This is a genomic window from Leptospira fletcheri, assembly GCF_004769195.1.
In the GTDB taxonomy this organism is placed as follows: Bacteria; Spirochaetota; Leptospiria; order Leptospirales; family Leptospiraceae; genus Leptospira_B; species Leptospira_B fletcheri.
Genome location: NZ_RQET01000007.1, coordinates 90,928 through 112,687, shown reverse-complemented (window position 1 = coordinate 112,687; position 21,760 = coordinate 90,928). Strand labels below are relative to the sequence as shown.

Genomic DNA, 21,760 nt, shown 5'->3' with positions numbered 1-21,760 from the left:
TTTTTTTTCCCAAGCTTACCCTTTCGTTTTGCCCCGTAAAGAACGAAATCGCGGTCTTATATACGTCCAACATCCCGGAGGCTCCAATTCATGTTTAGTCCTGAAAAGAAAACAAAAATCGTCTGTACCATAGGTCCATCCTCCTCGGAAGAGTCGATCATCACCGCTCTTTTAAGGGCGGGAATGGACATCGCGCGGATGAATTTTTCACACGGCACCCATGAAGATCACAAAAGAGTCTTTGAAAAATTACGTAAATGCGAATCCGAATCCGGAACTCCCCTAGGAATCATCGCCGACCTACAAGGGCCAAAAATCCGAACCGGAAAACTTCGCATTCCCCAAATCGAACTCGAAAAGGGCAAAACGATACGACTTCTTGCGGATCCCGATTACCTAGGCGATTCGGAAGCGATCGGCACTACCTTTCCCACTTTAATCGAAGACCTAAGAACTGGCGACAAACTTCTTATCGACGACGGTAAATTGCTGTTAGAGGTGGATTCCAAAACAGAAAAGGAAGCGGTTTTAAGGATTTTGATCGGAGGAATATTAAAAAGTAACAAAGGAATCAACCTCCCCGGAACTCCAATCTCCGCTCCTGCCCTTTCCGAAAAGGATCTATCCGATCTGAAATTCGCATTAACCTTAGGAGTGGATTACGTCGCATTGAGTTTCGTCCGTCGCGCGAGCGACTTGGAACTTGCCCGAGAGATGATGCGAGGATCGCAGATAGGATTGATCGCAAAGATCGAACGCCCGGAAGCGATCCGGAATATCGACGAAATCATAGAATCCGCAGACGGAATCATGATCGCTCGAGGAGATCTGGGGGTGGAAGTCGAAACGGAAAAAGTTCCCGTACTCCAAAAGGAACTGATTTTTAAGGCCAATCGAGCGGGAAAGCCTGTGATCACTGCGACGCAAATGCTCGAATCCATGGTAGAAAACCCCAGACCAACCCGAGCCGAAGCGAGCGACGTCGCGAACGCGGTCATGGACGGGACCGATGCAGTGATGCTTTCGGGGGAATCCGCGAGCGGAAAGTATCCGGTGGAATCCGCGGAGATGATGGCGAAAATATTAAGAGAAACGGAAAATATAGATCGGATCTACGAAATCCATTGGAATCTCAAAAAATCGGAATTGGAAGTGGAAAGAGCGGCCCTCGGTTCTGCAGCGAGGGAAATCGCCCACGACATAGGAGCGCGAGCCATCGTCAATTTTACAAGAAGCGGTTACTCCGCGTTAATCACTTCCGAAATGAGACCCAAGGTACCGATCCTTTCCTTTACACCTTACCTTGCGACCGCGAGAAAGATGAAATTGTATCGGGGAGTCCAGCCTTACGTAATGCCTTTTATGGACACGTTTCAGGATATGATACGCTACATGGAAACGAAACTTGCCGAGGATCAAACGCTTACAACCGGAGACATCATCGTGATTTTATCGGGCGCCCCCGGAGGACAGGCGAAGTCCGTGGATTTTCTACAGATCTACAGGATAAAATAAACTTTCATAATAAAGGAATCCGAGCTTCGTCGAATTCCTTCAGTATTACCTTGGAGATATTCGCTCTTTGGTTTCTCTTTTCCTTGATATGAGTTAGGTATCTTAGCGAAAAAAGGACACCGCCTTCTTCGGTAAGAATGTAAACGATCGGTGTGGTGATTCCGAGGCGGACCAGATAGTTCTTGGAGAGTTCTCGGGCGGTATAGTCGATCTGAGGCCTATCGATCACGGATTCGTTTTTTATAATGGAATTCAGGATCTCCTCGGCCCTTTTCCAATCCGCGGAATGAGGAATCTTAACCTTGAACTCATCCCAAACAAATCCCATTCTTTCCTTGATTACGTATACTTTATTCAGAATCACGGAATGGTTCGGAAGGTGTATCAAACGGTTGGTCGATTGCTCGGATTTGGGATCTATACTCACTTCCATGAGCGTAAATCGGTTGATCCCTATATTGACCACGTCTCCTTTAACCCCTTCGATTTCTATCCTGTCCCCGACTTCGAAACCGTTGCTTCCATGGATGAGAAACCAGCCCACATAATTCAACGTTACATCCTTGAGGGAGATCACGATACCGGCCCCGGCCAACCCCATAACGGTAGGAAGATAGGAAAGTCCCGAAAAAACGACGGGTAGCAGGGAAATCACGCCGACTAAGACGAAGGAGATCCGGGTCAGTCTTCTCCTATTGTACTGTGTGGAAGTGTCTGCCGGAGGGATCAGGCGATCCAATAAAAAAATGAAACTTTTGTATATTACGATAAGCGAAAGAATGAAATAGATTACAAGAACGAAATCCTGGGTAAAGGACCTTTCTTTTAAACCGAGCAGGTATAAGGGATTTAATAATTCTACTATTTCCAGCATAGGTCAGAAGGAACAATCTAACCGGTCCGCCTTCCTACAATCAAGGCTATTCCTGGCGAGGTTCCGGCTTTTAAAGCCGCTTTTGACGTCTAAAAACGTCCGCAATTTCCTCTAAAGATACAGGGACGTCCCAGACCGCGTTTCCCAACGATCTCAATAACACGAAACGCACGGAAGAACCTACATTTTTCTTGTCGTGAAGCGCGTGCTGCGCGACCTCCTTCGATTTGCTGTCGTCCTGATAAGGCAAATCGTATTTTTTCAGGATTTCTCTCAAAGAATCGATGAAGTCCGGATCGAGTCCTTCTTTTTCGGAAGAAAGAATCGCAGCAGTAACGAGTCCGATCGAGACGGCTTCTCCGTGAGAATACTTGCGATATTTCGTCAGGGACTCGATCGCATGCGCGGTAGTATGTCCCAGATTTAAGGTTTTCCGGAGTCCCGCCTCCCTTTCATCCTGACCGACGATTTTGGCTTTGAAACGTACCGATTCCGCGATGAAATCGTGAAGCACATCCGATCGTTGGTCGTAAATCTCCGATCCATGCGATTCGATTTTCTCGAAATATTCCCCACCTTCCAAAATGGAATGTTTCACGATCTCCGCCATTCCACAACGCCATTCCTTTCTTGGAAGACTTGCGAGTGTGGATAAAGGTGCGAATACGAACTCAGGCTGGTAGAAGGAACCGATCATATTCTTGCCCAGATCCGCGTTTACTGCCACCTTTCCGCCCACGGAAGAATCCACGCAGGCCAATAGTGTCGTCGGGATCTGCGCGAATCTGATTCCTCGCAAAAAAGTAGAAGCGATAAATCCGGCAAAATCACCGACGACTCCGCCGCCGAGGGCGAGGATCAGACTCTTGCGATCCGCACCCAACCGAATCAGACGGTTATAGACTTCCGCGGTACGACCTATATGTTTGTTTTTTTCTCCGCTACGGATATGGATCTCGTGAACCTGTTGTTCCAGACCTTTCAACTCGGACGCGTATTGTCCGGAAAACAATTTCGACAATTTCTTTTCGGTTAGGATAAAAATCGAGGATATATCCCGGACGGATTCCACGACTTCCTTCAAACCTTGAAAATCTTGATTTAAGATTACTGAATATTCTTTGGATACGGTGTTTACTTTTATTTCCCGGATCGGATTCATTTATCGTACACCCATTGGCTTTTCAGATAGGGAGAAGGTTTGAATTTTCCCGCGGAAAGATAGGATTTTATATCCGGCCGTATGTCCATCTCCTTGATGGCTGCGATCGGAAAATATCCGAATCCGGTGATCGCTTTTTCCTTCAGATTCATTTCCGGGTCCTGCTTTCTTACGTTCGTTAAGAACACCAATTGTATCAGATGACGGTTCCCTTTCGGATCTATGGATTCGTTCAAGAATAGAAAAGAAGCAGAAGTTACGTCCAGAGATAGTTCTTCCTTTAGCTCTCTGCGGAGGGCGTCTTCCGCGTTTTCGCCGAATTCGATTCCTCCTCCGGGCAATAACCAATAATAGGAGTCCTTCTTTCTTTGTTGCAAGAGTAGAATTTCGCCTTTTCGGTTCCGAATCAGGGCCGCAACCCGAACACGAAGTCCTTTTTTCTTAAAGAAAAATTCCATTCAAATTCGCTATCCGTTCTTGATACCTAGAATACGTAGCATATTCCGGGCGGCATCCTGTTCGGCAAACTTCTTATTTTTTCCGACACCTTCGGTTTCATACTTATCCCTGATTTTAACCGAAACTTGGAAGGTTTTCGCATGGTCCGGACCGGATTCCCGAAGCAAGCGGTATGTGGGAAGTGTCTTGAATTTTCTCTGGCAAACTTCCTGCAAAAGGGTTTTAAAATCCTTAACCGATTCCAGTTTTTCCGAATTCTCCGCGAATTCGATCAGATTCTTGAGAATGATCTTTTCCGCGGCTTCCATTCCTTGGTCCAGAAAGACAGCGCCTATCAAAGCTTCGAACAGGTTCGCTCCTAATTTCTTTTGACCGGAGCCGCTTCCCTCTCCGCGGCCGAGAAGAACATAAGCACTGAGTCCGAGTTGATCGCTGATCGAATTGAGTACGGCCGTCGATACGAGTTTCGACTTTAGGCGTGAAAGTTCTCCTTCGCTCGCCTTCGGATATTTACCGTAGAGGTATCTTGCCACAACCAAACCTAAAACGGAATCGCCCAAAAATTCCAATCTTTCGTTGTCCTCTTCGAACTCGGAGTGTTCGTTTTGGTAGGAACTGTGTACGAAAGCCAGTTCTAAAAGTTCGATTTTCTTAAAGCGAATCCCGAGCGATTCGGTTAATATTTTAAGGTCTTTCGGCCTTACGGCTTTCTTAGATTCGTTTGCTTGGAGGGGATTTTTTTTTATCAAAGGATTTTGATAAAAGAAGTAAGAAAAGAGAGTTCCGAGTTCCCCTAAAAGAACCCGGAAATCCAGTCTAATTAGGACTTAAGAGCGTCGATGAATTTGATAACGTCTCCGACGGTTTGGATCTTTTCAGCATCCTCGTCGGAAATTTCAACACCGAACTCCTCTTCGAGAGCCATTACTAGCTCAACGGTGTCAAGGGAGTCTGCTCCAAGGTCGTCGATGAAGTGCGCTTCAGGAGTAACTTCGGATTCGTCGACTCCGAGTTGCTCAACTATGATGGACTTTATCTTTTCGAAATCTGCCATTTGTTTCCTCCGTACCAGCGAAGTGGTATGTAAGTTTTAGTTAGGTTTAGAATCGGGGATGAATTCATCCACCGATTTTTAAACATTTTTATCCGGAAAGTTTTGGCAAGCGTTAACGGGCGAGATTCGGAAAAAAACCTATTAGAAAAGAAAAAACCGAAGAAAATTTTTCGTAAGTGAAAAGTCGCATTGAATCAGTTTTTCTTTTATGAGATCAGTAAGTTTTTTTATTCCAGAATTGTAACTTTCCGGCGCAAAAAAAAGAGAAGAATTCAACTTTAGATTCCTTCCAGTTATGCGACCCAGCTTCTCTTTCGAACGAACGCTAGGAGAAAAAGAGCCTTTCTTTCGAAAGATTCGAACGGCGTTCGGACCTAAATCAAAATAAACATGAAAAAGCCCGATAAAAATCGGGCCTTTTCTAGTGAAGGATCACTTGGGAGTGCGAACGATTACGCTTGAACTCCCGGCAAGAATCCACCGCCGTTCACTTCTATCACTTGACCAGTGATAAAAGAAGCTAGATCGGAAGCCAGGAAAGCGATCGTATTCGCGATATCCTCGGGCTGTCCCGCTCTTTTCAAAGGAATCGCCGCTACCATCGCCAGACGTAATTTTTCAGGAATCGCATCCGTCATTTCCGTGTGGATAAATCCCGGTGCGATCGCGTTGCAGCGGACCTTACGAGAAGCCATTTCCAAAGCCACAGCTTTAGTAAAACCGATTACACCCGCTTTGGACGCGGAATAGTTCGTTTGTCCAATGTTTCCGTTCACACCCGCAATCGAGGAAAGATTAATAATCGATCCTCCGTTCGGATTTTTTGCCATGAATTTGACGGCGGCTTGGGTGCAGTTGAAGGTACCGGTCAAATTTACCGCAATCACTGCGTCCCATTGTTCCGGTTTCATTCTAAGTAACAAAGTGTCTTTCGTAATTCCTGCGTTGTTCACGAGAACGTCCACGGAACCGAAAGCGTCCACAGTCGCCTGGATTCCGGCATGAGCCGAATCCGCATTGGCCACGTTTACGGAAATTCCGATCGCTTTCACGCCAGTCGCCTTGGCAATTTCCGCTGCCGTAGCCTTACTGGCCTCCTCGTTCAAGTCTGCAATTACGACGTTCGCACCGGCCTGTGCTAATTTTAAAGCAGTAGCTTTTCCGATTCCGCGTGCCGACCCGGTAATAATGGCGTTTTTGCCTTTCAAATCAATCATCGGTTTCTTTCCTCACCAGATTCTGCGGTTAGCCTATTTTTACCTTCCTAGGGGTCAAGGGGTTTTAAGGGGGAAGGAGTCGGGTGAGCGCGACCGGTGATTGAGGCGAGTGCGCTAGAAGGATTGGGGTTAGAGTGTGGTACAAAGGGAGAGAAGACGGCCCCCACCCAGGTTCGAGCGGGAGAGGTGGGCTCGCGGGCCATTCCCCCAAAGTCCCTATCGGAAAAACGTCTTTTCGGCGACTTCTTTTTCTATTCCGAACCTGTATGAACTCCTACAGAGAATTTTCCAAAAAGAACTTTACGTAAGAAAAATTGTATGTTATGCGCGTTGGGGTACCACCGCACCGGCCCCCACCCAAAGCAGGGTGGGGCTTACCCAATTCCATATTCCTTAATACTTTCCGTAATTCTCCAGTTAACATTCCGTTCTGCGCACTCCGTCACGACTCGGATCGCACTGCGAACCGCATGAGCACTGGAGGAACCATGCCCGATCAGGCAGATTCCGTCGACCCCAAGCAGGAGGGCTCCCCCGTATTCCGCATAATCCAAACGTTTCTTGATCGCGGTGAACGTAGGTTTCAGGAGAAGAGCGCCTGTCTGCGCCAAACTCGACTGCGCGATGCTCTCTCTTAAAACGTTAAAGATGGATTTGGATAATCCCTCTGTCGCCTTCAGGACAATGTTTCCGATAAAACCGTCGCACACCACCACGTCCACATCGCGCCCTCCGCCGTATAGGTCCCTGCCCTCCACGTTTCCGACAAATTCGATCGGCAGCTTTCTCAATAACTCGAAGGCTTTCAAGGTGACTGAATTTCCTTTCTTGTCTTCTTCTCCGTTGGAAAGCAGACCTACTTTGGGTCTTTCGATCTCGAAAATCATTTTGGAATAGATTTCCCCCATGACCGCGAACTGTGCCAGATATTCCGGTTTGCAATCCACGTTTGCGCCTGCATCGATCAAAAGAGCGGGGGGGCCTTTTTCTCTCGGAATCGGAGCGGCGATCGGAGGTCTAAGAACGCCGGGAATTCTTCCTAAATACAGGAGAGAAGCCGCCATCGTTGCCCCGGTATTTCCCGGAGAAAACATTCCTACACAAGTTTTGTCCGCTACTAGTTGAGCCGATTGGACCACAGAAGAATCCTGCATCGCTCTTACGGCGATCGAAGGGGAATCATTCATTTCTATGATTTCCCCGGCATGAACGATACGTATACGTTCGGGATCGTACTCGTATTTCAGAAGAATTTCGCTGATTTCTTCCTCTTTGCCGACAAGAACGACGTTTCGTTTGTCTTCGTTAACGGCTGCGACGACACCTTCCACGATCCGATCCGGACCGTAATCGCCGCTCATTCCGTCGACGGCGACCCACATAGAGGCCTTTAGATGCCGCTAAGGAGACTGCCGGAGAATACCGAAAGCAGTCGGTTGTAGGACTTCCCGAGGAGGAAAAAAGGGATGTGGAGATTGGCTCCGGTCCGGTCGCCGAGGGAAAAAGGCGCCATACTGAGATTAGGTCTCTTCGTTCGACTTCCTGGCTTTAGGCTCCAGAACGACGCGGTCTTTGTAAAAGCCGCATACGGGACAAATTCTGTGAGGAGGGCGGAAAGAATTGCAGTTCGGGCAAGGAACCAGGTTCGGTTTACCGATCGCGTGGTGTGCGCGCTTCATCCTTACTTTGGATTTGGATTTTCGTCTCTTAGGAACTGCCATTGTTCTTCTCTATGATAAGATCGTTTTTTACGACTATGTTTTTTTTTGGCCGTGATTTCACAACCGTTTTTCAAAAGCTACGAAGGAATCCAGAAATTCTCCCGATTCCTGTCTTTTAGAATACAAGGAAGACCGATTGAATACGAGCCTGGCTGTGGATTCTAAAATCGTTTCAATTTCCTTCAGATGATTCGCTCGCAAAGTGCTTCCTGTGGATACCAGATCTACGATGCAGTCGGACAAACCCACCAAAGGGGCCAATTCGATACTTCCGTAGAGCTTGATCACCTCGCAGCTAATCCCTTTGGAGAGAAAAAATTCACGTGCTAAATTCGGATATTTCGTAGCTACGCGCACTTTTCTCTTTCCGGAACTTAAATTCCAACCGTTAGGAGCGGCTACGGAAAGTCTGCATTTCCCGATCCCCAAGTCCAAAGGAAGTAGCAAATCGTATCCCCCTTCCTTTAGCACGTCCCAACCCACGATACCGGCATCCGCCGCATTCTGTTCTACGTAAGTCGCCACATCCTGGGAACGAACGAGTAGGATGCGCACCCTTCCCTTCGGGTCACGATAAATTAGTTCTTTAGAATCCGGATCAGGTTTGCCTTCCAGCCAACCTTTGGAGACCATAAGTTCTATACTCTCCTCCGCAAGCCGTCCTTTCGGAAGCGCCAGAGTCAGCATGTCAACTTCCTTGGTTGAGCTTTACTAGGAGATACGTGGCCAATTCTCGGACTGATTTGTACTCATCCGAGGGAGAGGAAAGTTCCTGCTCCAATACTTTACGCAGGTTTTCTTTTGCCTCCGCTTTTTTACCGTTCTTGGCCTTCAATCTACCCGATTGGTAAAGACTCCATGCATAAAAGCCGGAAACATTTCTTCGGTTGTTCAAAAGAGAAACAGCGGTATCGAAATCGGATTCCGCTTGGGGGAATTGCCCGCCGCTTTCCCGGTAACTTCCCGCAATATAAAAATAATACGCCTTGATTTCGGGGAGTTCGTCGATTTTCTTCCCCGCCCACTCCAGTTTTTCGCCCGCTTTTGCGAACTCTCCGTTACGAGCATACAAGTCGCCTAAGGTTTTGGAAATACGGATTCGAAGGGACTCGGAATGATAATTAGAAGAAAGCTCTTCGTACTGCTTGATTTTTTCAGCAATGTCGATGCTCGGATTCAGTAGAAATTTTTTTTCCAGCGCTTCTACCGCCACAGTTCCCTTTCGGAATTGGTCCGCCCTGTATTCGTTCCAACCGACTACGGCAACCGTCGTCACAAGAAGAATCGCGACCCCGATGAGAACTTGTTTGCGATATTCTCCGACCTTGGCAAAAAAGATCGTAAAGGCCCGCTCCGCGCCTTTCAGGTCCGCGTACGGATCCACATTCACCTGCACGGAGGAATTGGCGGAGTTTTGCTCGAACCTCTTCATTTGGACTTTCGGGCCTCCCTTACTTCAGGGAGGAATTGATAAAACTTCCCAGACTTTCTCGGGAAGGTGTGTCGGAGGTTTTGAGATATTTCGCCATCTCTTCTCTTTCCAACGCCTTGTCGAAGTCCTTAATGGAAAGGGAAATCTTCTTGTTCTTGGAATCGATCTTAACCACGGCACACTTCACGATCTCTCCGGGTTTGTACGTTTCCTGAAGATTGACGTCCTTTCCGCCGGGGATTTCCGAAATGTGAACCAAGCCTTCGAATCCCGGCTCTATCTCAACGAACATTCCGAAATCCACGATGCTTTTGATCTTACCTTCGACCACACAGCCTACAGGATAACGGTTCCGTAAAGCTTCGTACGGATGCTCCTGCAATTGCTTCAATCCGCAGGAAATTCTTTGAGCGTCGAAATTGATGTCCAGAATCACATACTTGACTTCCTCTCCTTTTTTCAAAAGAGAAGTCGGGTTTTTCTGTTTTTCGTCCCAGGTGATATCGCTGATATGAATCAGACCTTCGATCCCGTTTTCCACTTCTACGAATGCACCGTATTTGGTGATTCCGGTGATCTTTCCGGACAAGGTATTTCCTACGCGAACTTCCGGTCCTAAGGTATCCCAAGGATTCGGTTGCAGTTGTTTTAAGCCTAGAGAAAGTCTTCTGTTATCGAAATCGATGTCCAGAATCAAAGCTTCGACTTCCTGTCCTTTTTTGAGAAGATCCTTCGGATGAGGAGGTTTTTTGGACCAGGTCAATTCGGAAGTATGAATCAAGCCTTCCAAACCTTCTTTCAATTCTACGAATGCACCGAAATTGGTAAGAGAAGTAACCGTTCCGCGAACGACCATTTCTTTTTCCAAAGAGCGTTGTGCCCAGATCCAGGGATCTTCGTACAGTTGCTTGAGGCCGAGGGCAAGTTTGTTGTTCTCCTTATCCATTTCCAGGACTTGGAGTTCCACTTCTTGGCCGATCGTAAAATATTGCTTAAACGGTGCGAATTTTTTGTAGGAGATATCCTTTTGGCGAAGGAGTCCGACGACTCCTTCCAAATCGCAAAAGACTCCGAAGCTCGCGATCTTGGAAACCACGGCCTGAACCTTGTCTCCGACCTTGACCTTTTGAACCAGCGCGTCCCACTTCTCATTATTGACTTCGTCCAATAATTTTTTGCGGGAAACAACGCCCGAGCGAGTCCGCTCGTTGACTTCGATGATCTTAAAATCCAGCTCGACGCCTTTGTAATTTTCTCCTTCTCCGAACTTGTAGCTAAGTTGAGAAGCGGGAAGGAACAATTCGGATCCTTCCACATTTACGATATAACCTTTGCCTTTGATCTCGTTTACGAGCCGGCCGGTTACTTGGTAATTATTTTTAAATGCGTCTTTGACAACTTCCCAGCCTTTTCTCTGGTCAGCTTCTTTTTTGGAAAGTATGCATCCGGAATCGGTGGACTCTTTGCGTTTTACGAGTGCGGTCACTACACTGCCCAACTCGGGCTTTTCGTCAAATTCTGAGCGAGAAATTCTACCTTCCTGCTTCAATCCCTCGATAGCTACATAGACAAAATCGGTATCAACCGAAACGACTTTTCCGTCTACGACCTGGTCTTTCCGGACCTCGGCTTCATCGTTTTTCTTTTCTTCCCACTGTTTGAAGACTTCTGCAAAAGTGGACTTGTCTTGTTGGCTATTCATTGGGGTGGATTACTCGATTATTAATTTGGGAATAGTGCGGATCGCCTAAAGTGCCGTGTCCAGGCATTCAAGAATCTTACCAATAACACTATTTTTTGGCAAGTTATCTGTGTCAATGAGGATTGCGTCTTTTGCCTGTTTCAGAGGGGCGATTTCACGCTCCGTATCGGATCGGTCTCGAGAAATGATCTCTCTTTCGATTTCTCCCAGATCCGAATCGATTCCTTGGTCTTTTAATTGAGAATGCCTTCTCTCTGCCCGAACTCTGGAAGATGCCGTCAGGTAAAATTTGTAGCGTGCGTCCGGAAAAACCGCCGTACCTATGTCTCTACCGTCCATGACCAATTTATGGGTAAGAGCCAAATTTCTGAGTTGCACGTTCACGTAATCCCGATATGGACCCTTGCTTGCGATATGTTTGATTTCTCTCGTGATTCCCGGAGTTCGAATCTCCGCTGAGACGTCTTCTCCGTTTAATAAAATCCGATTCTCTCCCAGTTTCGAAAATTCGCATACGACTACCGCGCCCGAATAAAGACTTTCGGGATCGTTCTTTTCCAACCAACTTTGGAAATGATCCGAGGGATTTTCTTTCTCGTATTTTCGAAAAATATAAAGGGTAAGCGCCCGGTAAAAAGCTCCCGAATCCAGATACTCGTATCCCAATTTGGTCGCCAGCTCTCTGGCCACAGTGCTTTTTCCGGAACCAGCGGGACCGTCTAAGGCGATTACGTTATCATTCATAGCAGGACGGATTCCATTTTTTTTTCGAAGCCGGGAAAGGAAGTCTCTATCCAGGAAGTTTCGTCCAGATCCAAAGGCAATCCCGTCGCCGCTCTCAGAATCATAAAACTCATCGCGATCCGATGGTCCATCTTCGTTAGGATATTCCCGCCCTTCCCTTTTAACCAGGAATCCAATTCCGATGAAATTCCATTTTTCGTCGGCTCCGAAAATTCATAGCCGTCCTCGTATTCCCAAACTTCTACACCGAGAGACCTCAGATTTTCCACCATGGCTGAAATCCGATCCGATTCTTTTGCCCGGAGTTCTTTTGCATGACGTATTTTAAATCCGCCTTCCGCAAAAAGTCCGGCGATCGTTAGGATGGGAACCTCGTCTATCAGAGAAGGCAGCCAACTCTCCGGGATCTCCGCAAAATGTAAGTTAGACGAAATCGCCTCCAAATCTCCTACGGGTTCTCCGCACTCCACTCTTCGGTTGTGGATTCGGATCCTTCCCCCCATCGCTTCCAGCGCCTTCAGAATTCCGGTCCTAGACGGATTCAGTCCCACGTTCCGAACCAGGATCGAGCCTTCCTTTAACAACAATCCTAGGACAAGAAAAAAAGCTGCGGAAGAGATATCTCCCGGTACTCTGAATTCGGCCGGTTCGAAACGATAAGGCGGAGAGATCTTAAAGTGCGTAGGGTTTTCGTATTCGATCCGATTTCCCAAATAACGAAACATGTTTTCGGTATGGTCTCGGGAAAGAATCTCCTCTTCGTAATCCAACGGCGTTTCTGAGGCCATGGCCGCGAGCATCAGACAGGATTTTACTTGTGCGGAAGCGATCGGACTTTTGTAGGAAAAGGGATTCAGCTTTCTTCCTTCGATTTTCAAAGGAGCCTTATCTCCCTCTCCCAAGATGGAAGCACCCATGGCCGCTAAAGGTTTCATGATCCGAGACATGGGTCGTTTCCGCAAAGATGCGTCTCCGGTTAGGATCGCACGGATCCCCGGAATTCCACAGAGCAATCCTGCGGAAAGTCGGATTCCCGTGCCTGCGTTTCCGAAATCCAAATCTTCCGAAGGAGAGCGCAAATCGGATTTTCCGGGACTTGTAAAAAGATATTCCCCGTTCCCCTTCTTATCCACTTTCAATCCCATTCGAGAAAAAGCATGCATGGTATTCAGAGGATCCTCCGCTTCCAAAAATCCGGAAACATACGTCGTTCCTTTGGACAAAACGGAAAACAAAACGGAGCGGTGGGAGAGGGATTTGTCTCCCGGAACAAAGATTTCTCTACCGGAAGATCTAGAGTTTCTTGGGATCATTCTTCTTCTTTAAGATTCCGTCCCGGTGGTCCCGGGATTTTTCCATGAAGGACTTCCAATGGTCCAGGTCGAGCGGCTTTTCCGGTCCCAACTCGGAAATGATCCGGTCCAAATGACCTCTAAAATCCAGTAGAGAGGAGAGAATTTCGTCCCGATTCGAGGAGAAAATCGGAGCCCACATTTTAGGATTCGAACCCGCGATCCGAGTCATGTCCCGAAACCCTCCTCCAGTTAGAGGTAAGGGAGAACGGTCCGTAAACTTCTGAACGCATTCGTTTTCCCAAACCCAATCCGTCATAATCGATGCGACGATATGAGGGGAATGCGAGACGTAGGATAGAATTCTGTCGTGCTCGAGTGCGGGGATCTCCACGGTTTCCATGCCGAGAAATCTCCAGAAAGATTCTAGATCCGAAAACGCTTTTTCGGTCGCGCCCTTGGGGCGGGTCAAGATACAAAGTCGACCTTCATAAAGATCCGCATTCGCGAATTCCAATCCCGATTCCTCGGAACCGCACATAGGGTGGGAAGAAACGTATCGATGCGAAGAGGAATGGGAAGATTCCACTGCGGATACGATGTCCCGTTTGGTGGATCCCATGTCCGTCATCAATCCGGGCCAATCCTCGGGAAGAGAAGGAATGAGTTCCACGATGGTGTTGACAGGAACTCCGAATACGATCAGATCGAAATCGTTCCAATTCGGATTTTCTCCGAACTCCTCCGAGGTAAGGATCCGATCCGCAGAGCCGAGAGAGATTCCTTTTTCCTTGCTTTTTCGGGAACCGACCACTCCCGTCACTTTCGCGTCGGCCCCTTTCTTCTTCAGTGCGAGAGAAAGCGAAGCGCCCATGAGACCTAAGCCGTAAATCAGAATGTTTCGAAACGGAAGATTCACGGGCTCGGCGGAGATATCGGATAAGAACCCAATATCCTCAGATAGATTGTATTTTCTCGAAGAACACCGAGGACTTCCTCTATGATCGGATCCTTTCTGTGTCCTTGAAAATCGATGAAGAAATTGTATTCCCAGGAAGTTCTTCTTGTCGGACGAGTCTCGACCTTGGAAAGGTTGATCCCACGATCGAAGAAGGGTTTGAGTACGGAATACAAAGAGCCAGGTTTATCCGGAACGGAAAAAACGATGGAAGTCTTGTCGTTCCCCGTCGGAGGACATTGGTTCTTTCCGATGATCAGGAAGCGGGTGGAATTGCCCGGCATATCCTCGATGGATTCCCGGATCACATCCAAGCCGTAAATCTCGGCGGCGATGGTGGAGGCGATGGCGGCGCAACCTTCCTTTTTTTCCGCGACAATACTCGCCGCTCTGGAAGTGGAAGGAGTTTCCGAAATCTGTACATGAGCCAAGTTCGCCGCGATCCAATTCCTACATTGTGCGTTCGCGATTTTGATTCCGTACAAGGTTTTGATCTTCTGCAGATCGTGTTCGGACCCTAGTAAGTTCAAAGTGATCCTCAGGTAAATCTCCGAATAGATATTCAGATCGGAGACTAGGAATTGGTCCAAAGTGGAGTTGACCAATCCTTCGGAGGAATTCTCCACGGGAACCACTCCGTAATCCGCCTTGTCCGTTTCCACCGCGCGAAAAACTTCCGGAATGGAAGAGAATTCGCTCGCTTCGACGGAAGCTCCGAATCTGGCTCGGACGGCCTGGTGGGAAAAGGATCCTTCCGGTCCTAAATACCCCACGGAAAGTCCTTTTTCCACGGAGAAGGACCCGGACATGATCTCGCGATAAATCGCGAGCAATACTTTATCCGGCAGAGGTCCGCCGTTTATGTTTAAAATTTTCTCATATACATCCTTTTCTCTGTCGGGACGATAAATCGGTTCTTTGTTTTCCCTTTTTATCTCCCCGATGGAAGACGCGATCTCCGCGCGGGCCTGGATGGCCCGTACGATTTCCTTGTCCAAGGAATCTATCTTATCCCGGTATTCCTTGAGTTTATCGTTATTCTTGCTCATTTTCGATCAGATCGTCCAGGTTTTCGAATTTCAGTTCCTTTACTTCCACAGGCGCCGGCAGATCGGAGAGTTTATTCAAACCGAAATGGAGAAGGAATTCCTTCGTGGTCCCGTACAAAGCCGGACGGCCCGGGACTTCCTTGTTCCCCACCGGTTTGACCAACTTCTTGGAAATCAAAGAGGTCACCATCGCGCGAGAAGAAACTCCCCGAATATCGTCTATTTCGGATAGGGTGATGGGTTGCTTATAAGCGATAATCGCCAGAGTGTCCAGGCTGGAACGGGAAAGCTGGTCCCGTTTCTTTTCTTTGAATAATTGCGCTAAAATCTCGGAGAATTTTTCGTTCGTGAAGAACTGATAGGCGCCCGCGATTTCCCGTAAAACGAAACCTCCGTCCCTTTCCTGGTAGTCCAGAATCAGTTCGTCCAATATTTCCCTGGCTTCGTGTTTTTCGCATTCCACCGATTTGGCGATGCTAGCCAGTTTTAGCGGTTCCCCGGAAAGGAAAAGAAGGGCCTCGATCAGTCCTTTTAAGCCGGATTTTTCGCGTTCCACGGTTCTCCCACCAAGAAAATACGGATTTCGCCGAAGGTTTTATGCTGGCGAATCGCTAGGATTCTCTGTTTACAGAGTTCCAGCATTGCCAAAAAGACGGCGACAACTTCGGCTTTCTCAGGTTGAACCGACGAAAATAATTCCTCGAAAGAGATATCCGATCTTTGGACGAGGAGAGCGGAGATCGTCTCCATCTTTTCCTCGACAGAATACCGGTGGGGCGCGGTAAGTAAAGCGGGAATCTCGCCTTCTTCCTCCCGTTTTTCCAGGATCGTATTGAAGGCGGAAATGAGGTCCAGAAGACTTAAATCCAACCAATTTTCTTCCTCATCGATCACTTGGTTGGTTTCTCTGGCAAAAACGCTGGATTGGACCTTATCGATTTCAGACAGTTTTTGCGCCGTGAGTTGGAATTTCTTATGCTCCAATAACTTCTCCACGAGCTCCGGAGGCAGAGGAGGATCGTAGTCTTCCTCCTCGAAACCGGGATCCGGAAGAAGCGCTTTGGATTTTAAATATACTAGGTTGGCGGCCATCAGCGCGTACTCCGCGCCGAAATCGATCTGGATACTTTCGGAAATTTTCAAAAAACGGAGAAAGTCCTCCGTAATGCGGGACAAGGAAACTTCGAATATATCTATCTTGTAACTTTCTATGAGAGACCAGAGTAAACTTAAAGGCCCCTCCGTGATTCCCCCCTCCGCGTTATTCCATTGGACCACGAAGGTCTTTCCACCATCCTCCCTTTCCATCGATAGAACCTTTTACGAACTTAGAGCTTTGTCCGCCGCTTGCTGCAATCTTTCCGGTGAGAAAGGTTTTACCACGAAATCCTTTACGCCCATCTTGATCGCTTTTGCGAGAAGCTCCTCCTGTCCGAGCGCAGTCACCATGATGATCCGAGCCTTCGGATCGATTTTGAAAATTTCCTGGGCGGCTTCGATTCCGTCCTTTTCCCTCATGGTGATATCCATAGTAACGAGATCCGGTTTGATCGCTTTGTACTGATCGACGGCGATATTGCCGTTTTCAGCCTCGCCTACGATCTCGTGGCCTCCCGCTACCAAGGCGTCTTTCACCATGGTCCTCATAAACTTTGCATCGTCCACTACGAGAATTCTGGCCATGTTTTAATTTCCCCTTTCCTTAAGAATAGAAAGTATCCTAGTTGTAATTGCGCTTAAAGGTTCCACGAACTGAACTCCACCCATCTCCACGGCTTGGCGGTTCATGCCGAAAATAACGGAACTTGCCTCATCCTGAGCGATCGTTGCCGCTCCGGCCTCTCTCATTCGGAGAGTGGCAGCGGAACCGTCCTTTCCCATTCCGGTCATGATCACGCCGATTGAGGCGCTACCGTATTCTCGGATTGCACTATCAAAAAGAACTTCTACTGAGGGCTTGTGTCCATTTACAAGCCCTTCCTTATCGAGTGCAATCCATTTCCGTCCGCCCCTCGTCACAATAGACAAATGAGCGTCACCGGGAGCGACGTATCCTACTCCGGCTTCCACCGGTTCCCCATCTTCCGCTTCTTTTACAGTAATTTTGGAGTGTTCGTTTAATCTCGCAGCAAACGCTTTGGTAAAACCCACCGGCATGTGCTGTACGACGAAAATCGGTAAATAAAATCTTTCTGGAAATTCGGAAAAAACGGTCTGCAGCGCTTTGGGGCCGCCGGTGGAAGTACCGATACAGATCGCCTCGACAGGTTTCCTTTCCGACTTGAAAACCGGAATCTTCCCGGCGGGAGAAACCTTATGAGGATCGAAAAGAGGACGAATCCCGCGGATACTATCGAAGTACGAAATGATTCTGTTTCGTAATACCGCTCCCAGCTCTTCGGGATTAAAATGATTGGTGCTGGAAGGCTTCGGAATAAAATCGATCGCTCCGTATTCCAAGGCTTTGAATGTAGCTTCGGCGCCGTGCTGGGTCAAAACGGAAAGCATCATCACCGGAACTCCCAACCTTTTTTTCCGGAGTTCCTGCAGCGCGGAAAGTCCGTCCAATACGGGCATTTCCACATCCAAAATGACCATATCCGGCTTCAATTTTTCGGTTAATTCGATGCAGTCCACCCCGGTTTTTCCCGTGGCTATGACTTGGATCTTTTCGTCCCTTTGGATTTGGTCCGAAATTATATTCCGTACGAGAAGCGAATCGTCGATGATCACGACCCGAATGGGCGAGCTGGAATTCATTCTTACTGAGCCTTTGAAATCGTTTCGGTCTTAGAACTTGGGAAGGATGGCCATGAGTTCGTCGAAGTCCGGCAGAAACAGAAGAACTCCGAGAAGGTTATTTCCTTCATGATTGAATTCGGTCAACATACTTAGAAATTTCGTACGTTCCGGTTTGACTACTTCCAAAACTTCCAGAAAAGTACCTTCCACCAATTCGGGGACGTCCGGCATGACGCTCACCTTCGCCTTGTTGGAGATGGAGTTCAAGACGGACGCGCAAACGATGTTGGAAATCTCCGACAATACGCTCTTAGTATCGTCGTCCAAAACGTCTCCTGAAGAAACCGAATCCAAGAGTTCCTTGGCCAAATTTTTGGCGTTTTCCCTCGAAAACATCATGAGAAGGTTTCCGTTCAGGTCGCCGTTCATCCTGACTTTCATTCCGTAAAACTTATCGTCCGAAAACCTGATTTCGGATGCCAAGCCTTCCTTATCGTTCATGATGATTTCCGGAATAAATAGGTCCACATTCCGGTTTAGAATCTGGGAAAGTACCATTCCGGCGTTCATCATTCCGGTGTTGACGACCGCTTCTATTTTTTTGATCTGTTCTCGAGTCAGGTTGCCGGTAAAGTCCTTCGTATGGGAGACCGACATCATTCTTTCCTTTTTCTGCTCTAAGAATCCCTCGATGATCCGGTCCGCCCTTTTCTTTTCCTCGTCCGTTTGGACCGTGTCGGACACGAGTTCGGATATGTGAGAACGGTATTCTTCTTCCATTCCTTGCTTCTTAGGAACCGTAGTTTCCTTTTCCAGAATTGCAGTGTTAGAGTTGCCGGAGGAAGAGGATTCGATCGTGCTTCCGGAATTCGCGAGAAGGCGGTCCTCGGGAACCTTGAACTCCACGGAAAATCCCGATTCGGTCCCTCCGCCGTTTTCGCGGTGCAAGTCCTCTTTTTCCGCGACGATCTTTTTGGAATCATCTTCCCGCTTGCGTTCGGATTTCTTTCGTTTAGCACGTTCGCGAGCGGTGATCTCGTGCAGTTTATGATTGTAGACGTTCGTAGGATTAGCCGTCTTCTGGATGTACATCTCCTCTTCCGTCTCGATCGTGCGAATCGTACTGATCCGCTTCATGGTCTCGAGGTTGAAGTTGACGTATTTACCGCTTTCATCCAAACGAGAAGAAATCTCGACGAGACCCGGAATGTCCAAGACCATGATGATGGTTCCGTCACCCATGATGGAGGCACCGGTCAATCCTTTGATATTCTTGAAGTTCTTCTCCAAAGATTTGATCACGGTCTCGTGTTTTCCTACGAGTTCGTCCACCATGAAACCCAGCTTTCTTCCCTTGAATTGCACGATGACAACGGGAGCTTCGTCCCTGTCCGTTTTATCCTGGAGACCGAGAATCCGGTTCAACCGATAAATCGGCAGAACCTCGCCGCGGAGATTGATGATTTCGTTGCCTTCCAGCGTGGTGATTTGTTCGTTGTTGACCTTGATCGTCTCGTTGACTTCCGAAAGCGGGAAGGCATAGACCTCCTCTTCCATCATGATCAAAATGGAAGGTATGATCGCAAGAGCTTGAGGGAAAGAAAGAACGAAGGAAGTCCCGACCCCTTTTTGGGATTGGATCAATATCTTTCCTTTGAATTCCTGAATCAGGTTATTGACCACGTTCATACCGACTCCGCGACCGGAGATATCGGTGATCTTTTCGGCGGTGGAAAATCCGGGGGCGAAAATAAACTGATATATTTCGTTTTCGGAAAGTTCCGCCGCGTTTGCTTCGGAAACCAATCCCTTCTCGACGGCTTTCATACGGATACGGTCCACGTCGAGCCCCTTACCGTCGTCGCGTATTTCAACCATGATATTGCTGCCGCCCTGATAAGCGTTCAGTTCCACGATTCCGACTTCCGACTTTCCGGCCTTTCTTCTTTCCTCCGGAGTTTCGATCCCGTGGTCCACGGAATTGCGGATGAGATGAAGCATTGGTTCGCCGAGAGCGTCGATCACCTTCTTATCCAATTCCGTGGATTCTCCGTTTAGCACCAATTCCACTTTCTTACCGGTCTCCAAAGACAGGTCTCGGACCAACCGGGAAAAGCGGCGGAAAACGGTCGAAATAGGAACCATCCGGATGTTCATGATTCCGGACTGCAACTCTTTGGAGATCCGATTGATCAGATCGATCCGACCCTTCAATTCGTTGAAAAGCTGGTCTTCGCCGAAAGTACGAAGCAGGTCGTCGTATATTTTTTGAAATCCGGAATTGGTAATGACCAATTCTCCGACGTTATTCATCAATTGGTCCAATTTATCCGAAGATACCTTGATACTCTTTAACGTGATCTTTGCATCCGTCGACTTTTCCTCGTCTTCGAGTTGGTAGTTTCCGGAAGAAGATGCGGAATCGGAAGATTTTTCGTACCTGTATTCGGAAGAAGGTTGGAAATTCTCGACAGTCAGATTCTCTACCATGTCCACATTCGCGGCCTTGGTCAGTTCGTCTTTGGGCTTATCGCTCTGGAGCAGAATATGAAGAGCGAGAGATTCCGTTCCTTTCTCCAGCTCCTCCAAAGAAGGGCTAGTTTTATGGACGATTCCCAAAGTTTTCAAATTTTGTAATATTAGAGAATAGCGCAATCCCTTCATGGGAGCGTCCGGCTTCAGCCCCACTTTTAGGATCCACAAACCGCCCTTACCCTCTTTCAACGCTTCTTCCAGTTCCTTTTGGTCGTCGGCATCCAATTGCAATTCGCTGGAGAAGGAGGCCTCCTCTTTTCGGGAAAGTTCGGAACCTTGAGTTTTCTTGCCGATGGCGGCGCCGGGTTGGAAAGATTCGGGATCGTTCTCGTAGGCTTCCAGTTTCCGGATCATATCGGTATAGGGAGTATCGACTTTCTTTCCTTCCGCTACGTTGACGATGACGTTCTTGATCAGGTCGAAGCAGTGAAACAGGAGGTTCACTAACGAAAGTTTGACGGAAAGTTTTCCGTCCCGGATACTTTGGAGAAGATTCTCCATTTTGTGAGCCAGATCGGAAAGGTTATATAGACCTACGAAGGCTGCGGAACTTTTTAAGGAGTGAGCGGCTCGAAATATGTCGTTGATGATAGCAGGATTGGATTGGTCTCTTTCCAGCTTCAATAAATTCGCGTTCAACTCTTCGATTTGGTCTTCGGACTCTTCCAAAAAGAGTTCAGTATATTCCCCTAATACTCCCGCCACTTAGTTTTCCTCCGTCGTAAAATCGATCAGTCTAGAGAGATCGAGGTTCAACACGAGAGTCTCTTCGAATTGGCTGACGGATTCGATCAATTCGCTATAACTTACGGTCAATTCGGAATCCGCTTCGCTGATTTTCTCTTTATGAATCTTCACGACCTGCTTGACGGAATCCACGAGCAGACCTGCTCTTTTTTCACCGTTAACCACTACGATGATTCTAGTCGTCGGGAGAACGTCGGAGTAACCTATACCGAAAAGTTCCTTGAGGTCCATGATCGGAATGATTTCTCCCCGAAGATTGATTACACCCATGATGGAGGATTCCACGTTCGGAATCCGAGTGATCGGAACCGGTTTTAAAATTTCGTGGATATGGAGGATATCTATGCCGAAGAGTTCGCGATCCACCTCGAATGTGAGGAACTCCTGCAACCCTTCCGATTCTTTTCCGATTTCATTCTCTTCTACGGAATTCAGTTTTTCGATGGCTTTCACCTGCCCTCCAAACACGTTACTTTCGATAAGAGACGGGAATCCCTGCTTACCGACACTGACGTCTCCAAGATTAAAATCGGTTCTAGGAAACGAGGAATTCGCAG

The 21,760-nt window shown here is 47.8% G+C and carries 22 protein-coding genes; 1 reads left to right on the top strand and 21 read right to left on the bottom strand.

Annotated elements, in window-relative coordinates:
* The first annotated feature begins 90 nt into the window (after positions 1-90).
* A complete protein-coding gene (gene pyk / locus EHO60_RS10415; protein WP_135768133.1) occupies positions 91-1,515 on the top strand; it encodes a pyruvate kinase in 1,425 nt (474 codons plus the stop codon).
* A gap of 4 nt (positions 1,516-1,519) precedes the next feature.
* Here pyk and EHO60_RS10410 read toward each other — a convergent pair whose 3' ends face one another.
* From EHO60_RS10410 to EHO60_RS10310, 21 genes are all read right to left on the bottom strand, one after another.
* Entirely contained in the window at positions 1,520-2,389 is an 870-nt protein-coding gene (locus EHO60_RS10410) for a mechanosensitive ion channel family protein (protein ID WP_135768132.1), read from the bottom strand.
* A 70-nt stretch (positions 2,390-2,459) separates the two neighbouring features.
* Positions 2,460-3,551: a 3-dehydroquinate synthase gene (gene aroB / locus EHO60_RS10405; protein WP_135768131.1), complete on the bottom strand. Its 1,092-nt coding sequence runs from the start codon at positions 3,549-3,551 to the stop codon at positions 2,460-2,462.
* Positions 3,548-4,009: an NUDIX domain-containing protein gene (locus EHO60_RS10400; protein WP_135768130.1), complete on the bottom strand. Its 462-nt coding sequence runs from the start codon at positions 4,007-4,009 to the stop codon at positions 3,548-3,550. Before EHO60_RS10400 ends, aroB begins: the two co-directional genes overlap by 4 nt.
* A 9-nt stretch (positions 4,010-4,018) precedes the next feature.
* On the bottom strand, positions 4,019-4,759 hold the full coding sequence (rnc, locus tag EHO60_RS10395) for a ribonuclease III (protein WP_167880205.1): 741 nt from the start codon (positions 4,757-4,759) through the stop codon (positions 4,019-4,021).
* Between the two features lie 71 nt (positions 4,760-4,830).
* Positions 4,831-5,064: an acyl carrier protein gene (gene acpP, locus EHO60_RS10390; protein WP_010412054.1), complete on the bottom strand. Its 234-nt coding sequence runs from the start codon at positions 5,062-5,064 to the stop codon at positions 4,831-4,833.
* Between the two features lie 452 nt (positions 5,065-5,516).
* Complete coding sequence (fabG, locus tag EHO60_RS10385; protein ID WP_135768129.1) at positions 5,517-6,281, bottom strand: 3-oxoacyl-[acyl-carrier-protein] reductase; 765 nt, start codon at positions 6,279-6,281, stop codon at positions 5,517-5,519.
* Positions 6,282-6,655: 374 nt separating this feature from the next.
* A complete protein-coding gene (gene plsX, locus EHO60_RS10380; RefSeq protein WP_135768128.1) occupies positions 6,656-7,663 on the bottom strand; it encodes a phosphate acyltransferase PlsX in 1,008 nt (335 codons plus the stop codon).
* A 138-nt stretch (positions 7,664-7,801) separates the two neighbouring features.
* Positions 7,802-8,002, bottom strand: coding sequence for a 50S ribosomal protein L32 (gene rpmF, locus EHO60_RS10375; protein ID WP_135768127.1), 201 nt, complete (start codon positions 8,000-8,002; stop codon positions 7,802-7,804).
* 57 nt (positions 8,003-8,059) lie between these two features.
* Positions 8,060-8,689 (bottom strand): ATP phosphoribosyltransferase, encoded by a 630-nt coding sequence (gene hisG / locus EHO60_RS10370; RefSeq protein ID WP_135768126.1) that lies wholly within the window; start codon positions 8,687-8,689, stop codon positions 8,060-8,062.
* A 1-nt stretch (position 8,690) separates the two neighbouring features.
* Positions 8,691-9,434 (bottom strand): YfgM family protein, encoded by a 744-nt coding sequence (locus EHO60_RS10365; RefSeq protein ID WP_135768125.1) that lies wholly within the window; start codon positions 9,432-9,434, stop codon positions 8,691-8,693.
* A gap of 19 nt (positions 9,435-9,453) precedes the next feature.
* Positions 9,454-11,136, bottom strand: a complete 1,683-nt coding sequence (locus EHO60_RS10360) for a 30S ribosomal protein S1 (protein ID WP_135768124.1) — start codon at positions 11,134-11,136, stop codon at positions 9,454-9,456.
* 45 nt (positions 11,137-11,181) lie between these two features.
* Positions 11,182-11,880, bottom strand: coding sequence for a (d)CMP kinase (gene cmk, locus EHO60_RS10355; protein WP_135768123.1), 699 nt, complete (start codon positions 11,878-11,880; stop codon positions 11,182-11,184).
* Positions 11,877-13,193 (bottom strand): 3-phosphoshikimate 1-carboxyvinyltransferase, encoded by a 1,317-nt coding sequence (gene aroA, locus EHO60_RS10350; protein ID WP_135768122.1) that lies wholly within the window; start codon positions 13,191-13,193, stop codon positions 11,877-11,879. The genes cmk and aroA overlap by 4 nt, the downstream gene beginning before the upstream one ends.
* Positions 13,174-14,091 (bottom strand): prephenate dehydrogenase, encoded by a 918-nt coding sequence (locus EHO60_RS10345; protein ID WP_167880204.1) that lies wholly within the window; start codon positions 14,089-14,091, stop codon positions 13,174-13,176. The genes aroA and EHO60_RS10345 overlap by 20 nt, the downstream gene beginning before the upstream one ends.
* Positions 14,088-15,179 carry a prephenate dehydratase gene (pheA, locus tag EHO60_RS10340; RefSeq protein WP_135768121.1) on the bottom strand — a complete coding sequence of 364 codons (1,092 nt, stop codon included), beginning with the start codon at positions 15,177-15,179 and terminating at the stop codon, positions 14,088-14,090. The genes EHO60_RS10345 and pheA overlap by 4 nt, the downstream gene beginning before the upstream one ends.
* Positions 15,166-15,735 (bottom strand): SMC-Scp complex subunit ScpB, encoded by a 570-nt coding sequence (scpB, locus tag EHO60_RS10335; RefSeq protein ID WP_135768120.1) that lies wholly within the window; start codon positions 15,733-15,735, stop codon positions 15,166-15,168. Before scpB ends, pheA begins: the two co-directional genes overlap by 14 nt.
* Positions 15,711-16,487, bottom strand: coding sequence for a segregation and condensation protein A (locus EHO60_RS10330; RefSeq protein WP_135768119.1), 777 nt, complete (start codon positions 16,485-16,487; stop codon positions 15,711-15,713). Before EHO60_RS10330 ends, scpB begins: the two co-directional genes overlap by 25 nt.
* A gap of 12 nt (positions 16,488-16,499) precedes the next feature.
* Positions 16,500-16,862, bottom strand: coding sequence for a response regulator (locus EHO60_RS10325; protein WP_135768118.1), 363 nt, complete (start codon positions 16,860-16,862; stop codon positions 16,500-16,502).
* A gap of 3 nt (positions 16,863-16,865) precedes the next feature.
* Positions 16,866-17,939, bottom strand: coding sequence for a protein-glutamate methylesterase/protein-glutamine glutaminase (locus tag EHO60_RS10320; RefSeq protein WP_135768117.1), 1,074 nt, complete (start codon positions 17,937-17,939; stop codon positions 16,866-16,868).
* A 30-nt stretch (positions 17,940-17,969) separates the two neighbouring features.
* The gene (locus EHO60_RS10315; RefSeq protein ID WP_135768116.1) at positions 17,970-21,161 is read right to left on the bottom strand and encodes a chemotaxis protein CheW; all 3,192 of its coding nucleotides are present in this window, start codon (positions 21,159-21,161) and stop codon (positions 17,970-17,972) included.
* The gene (locus EHO60_RS10310) at positions 21,162-21,656 is read right to left on the bottom strand and encodes a chemotaxis protein CheW (protein WP_135768115.1); all 495 of its coding nucleotides are present in this window, start codon (positions 21,654-21,656) and stop codon (positions 21,162-21,164) included.
* Between the last annotated feature and the right edge of the window lie 104 nt (positions 21,657-21,760).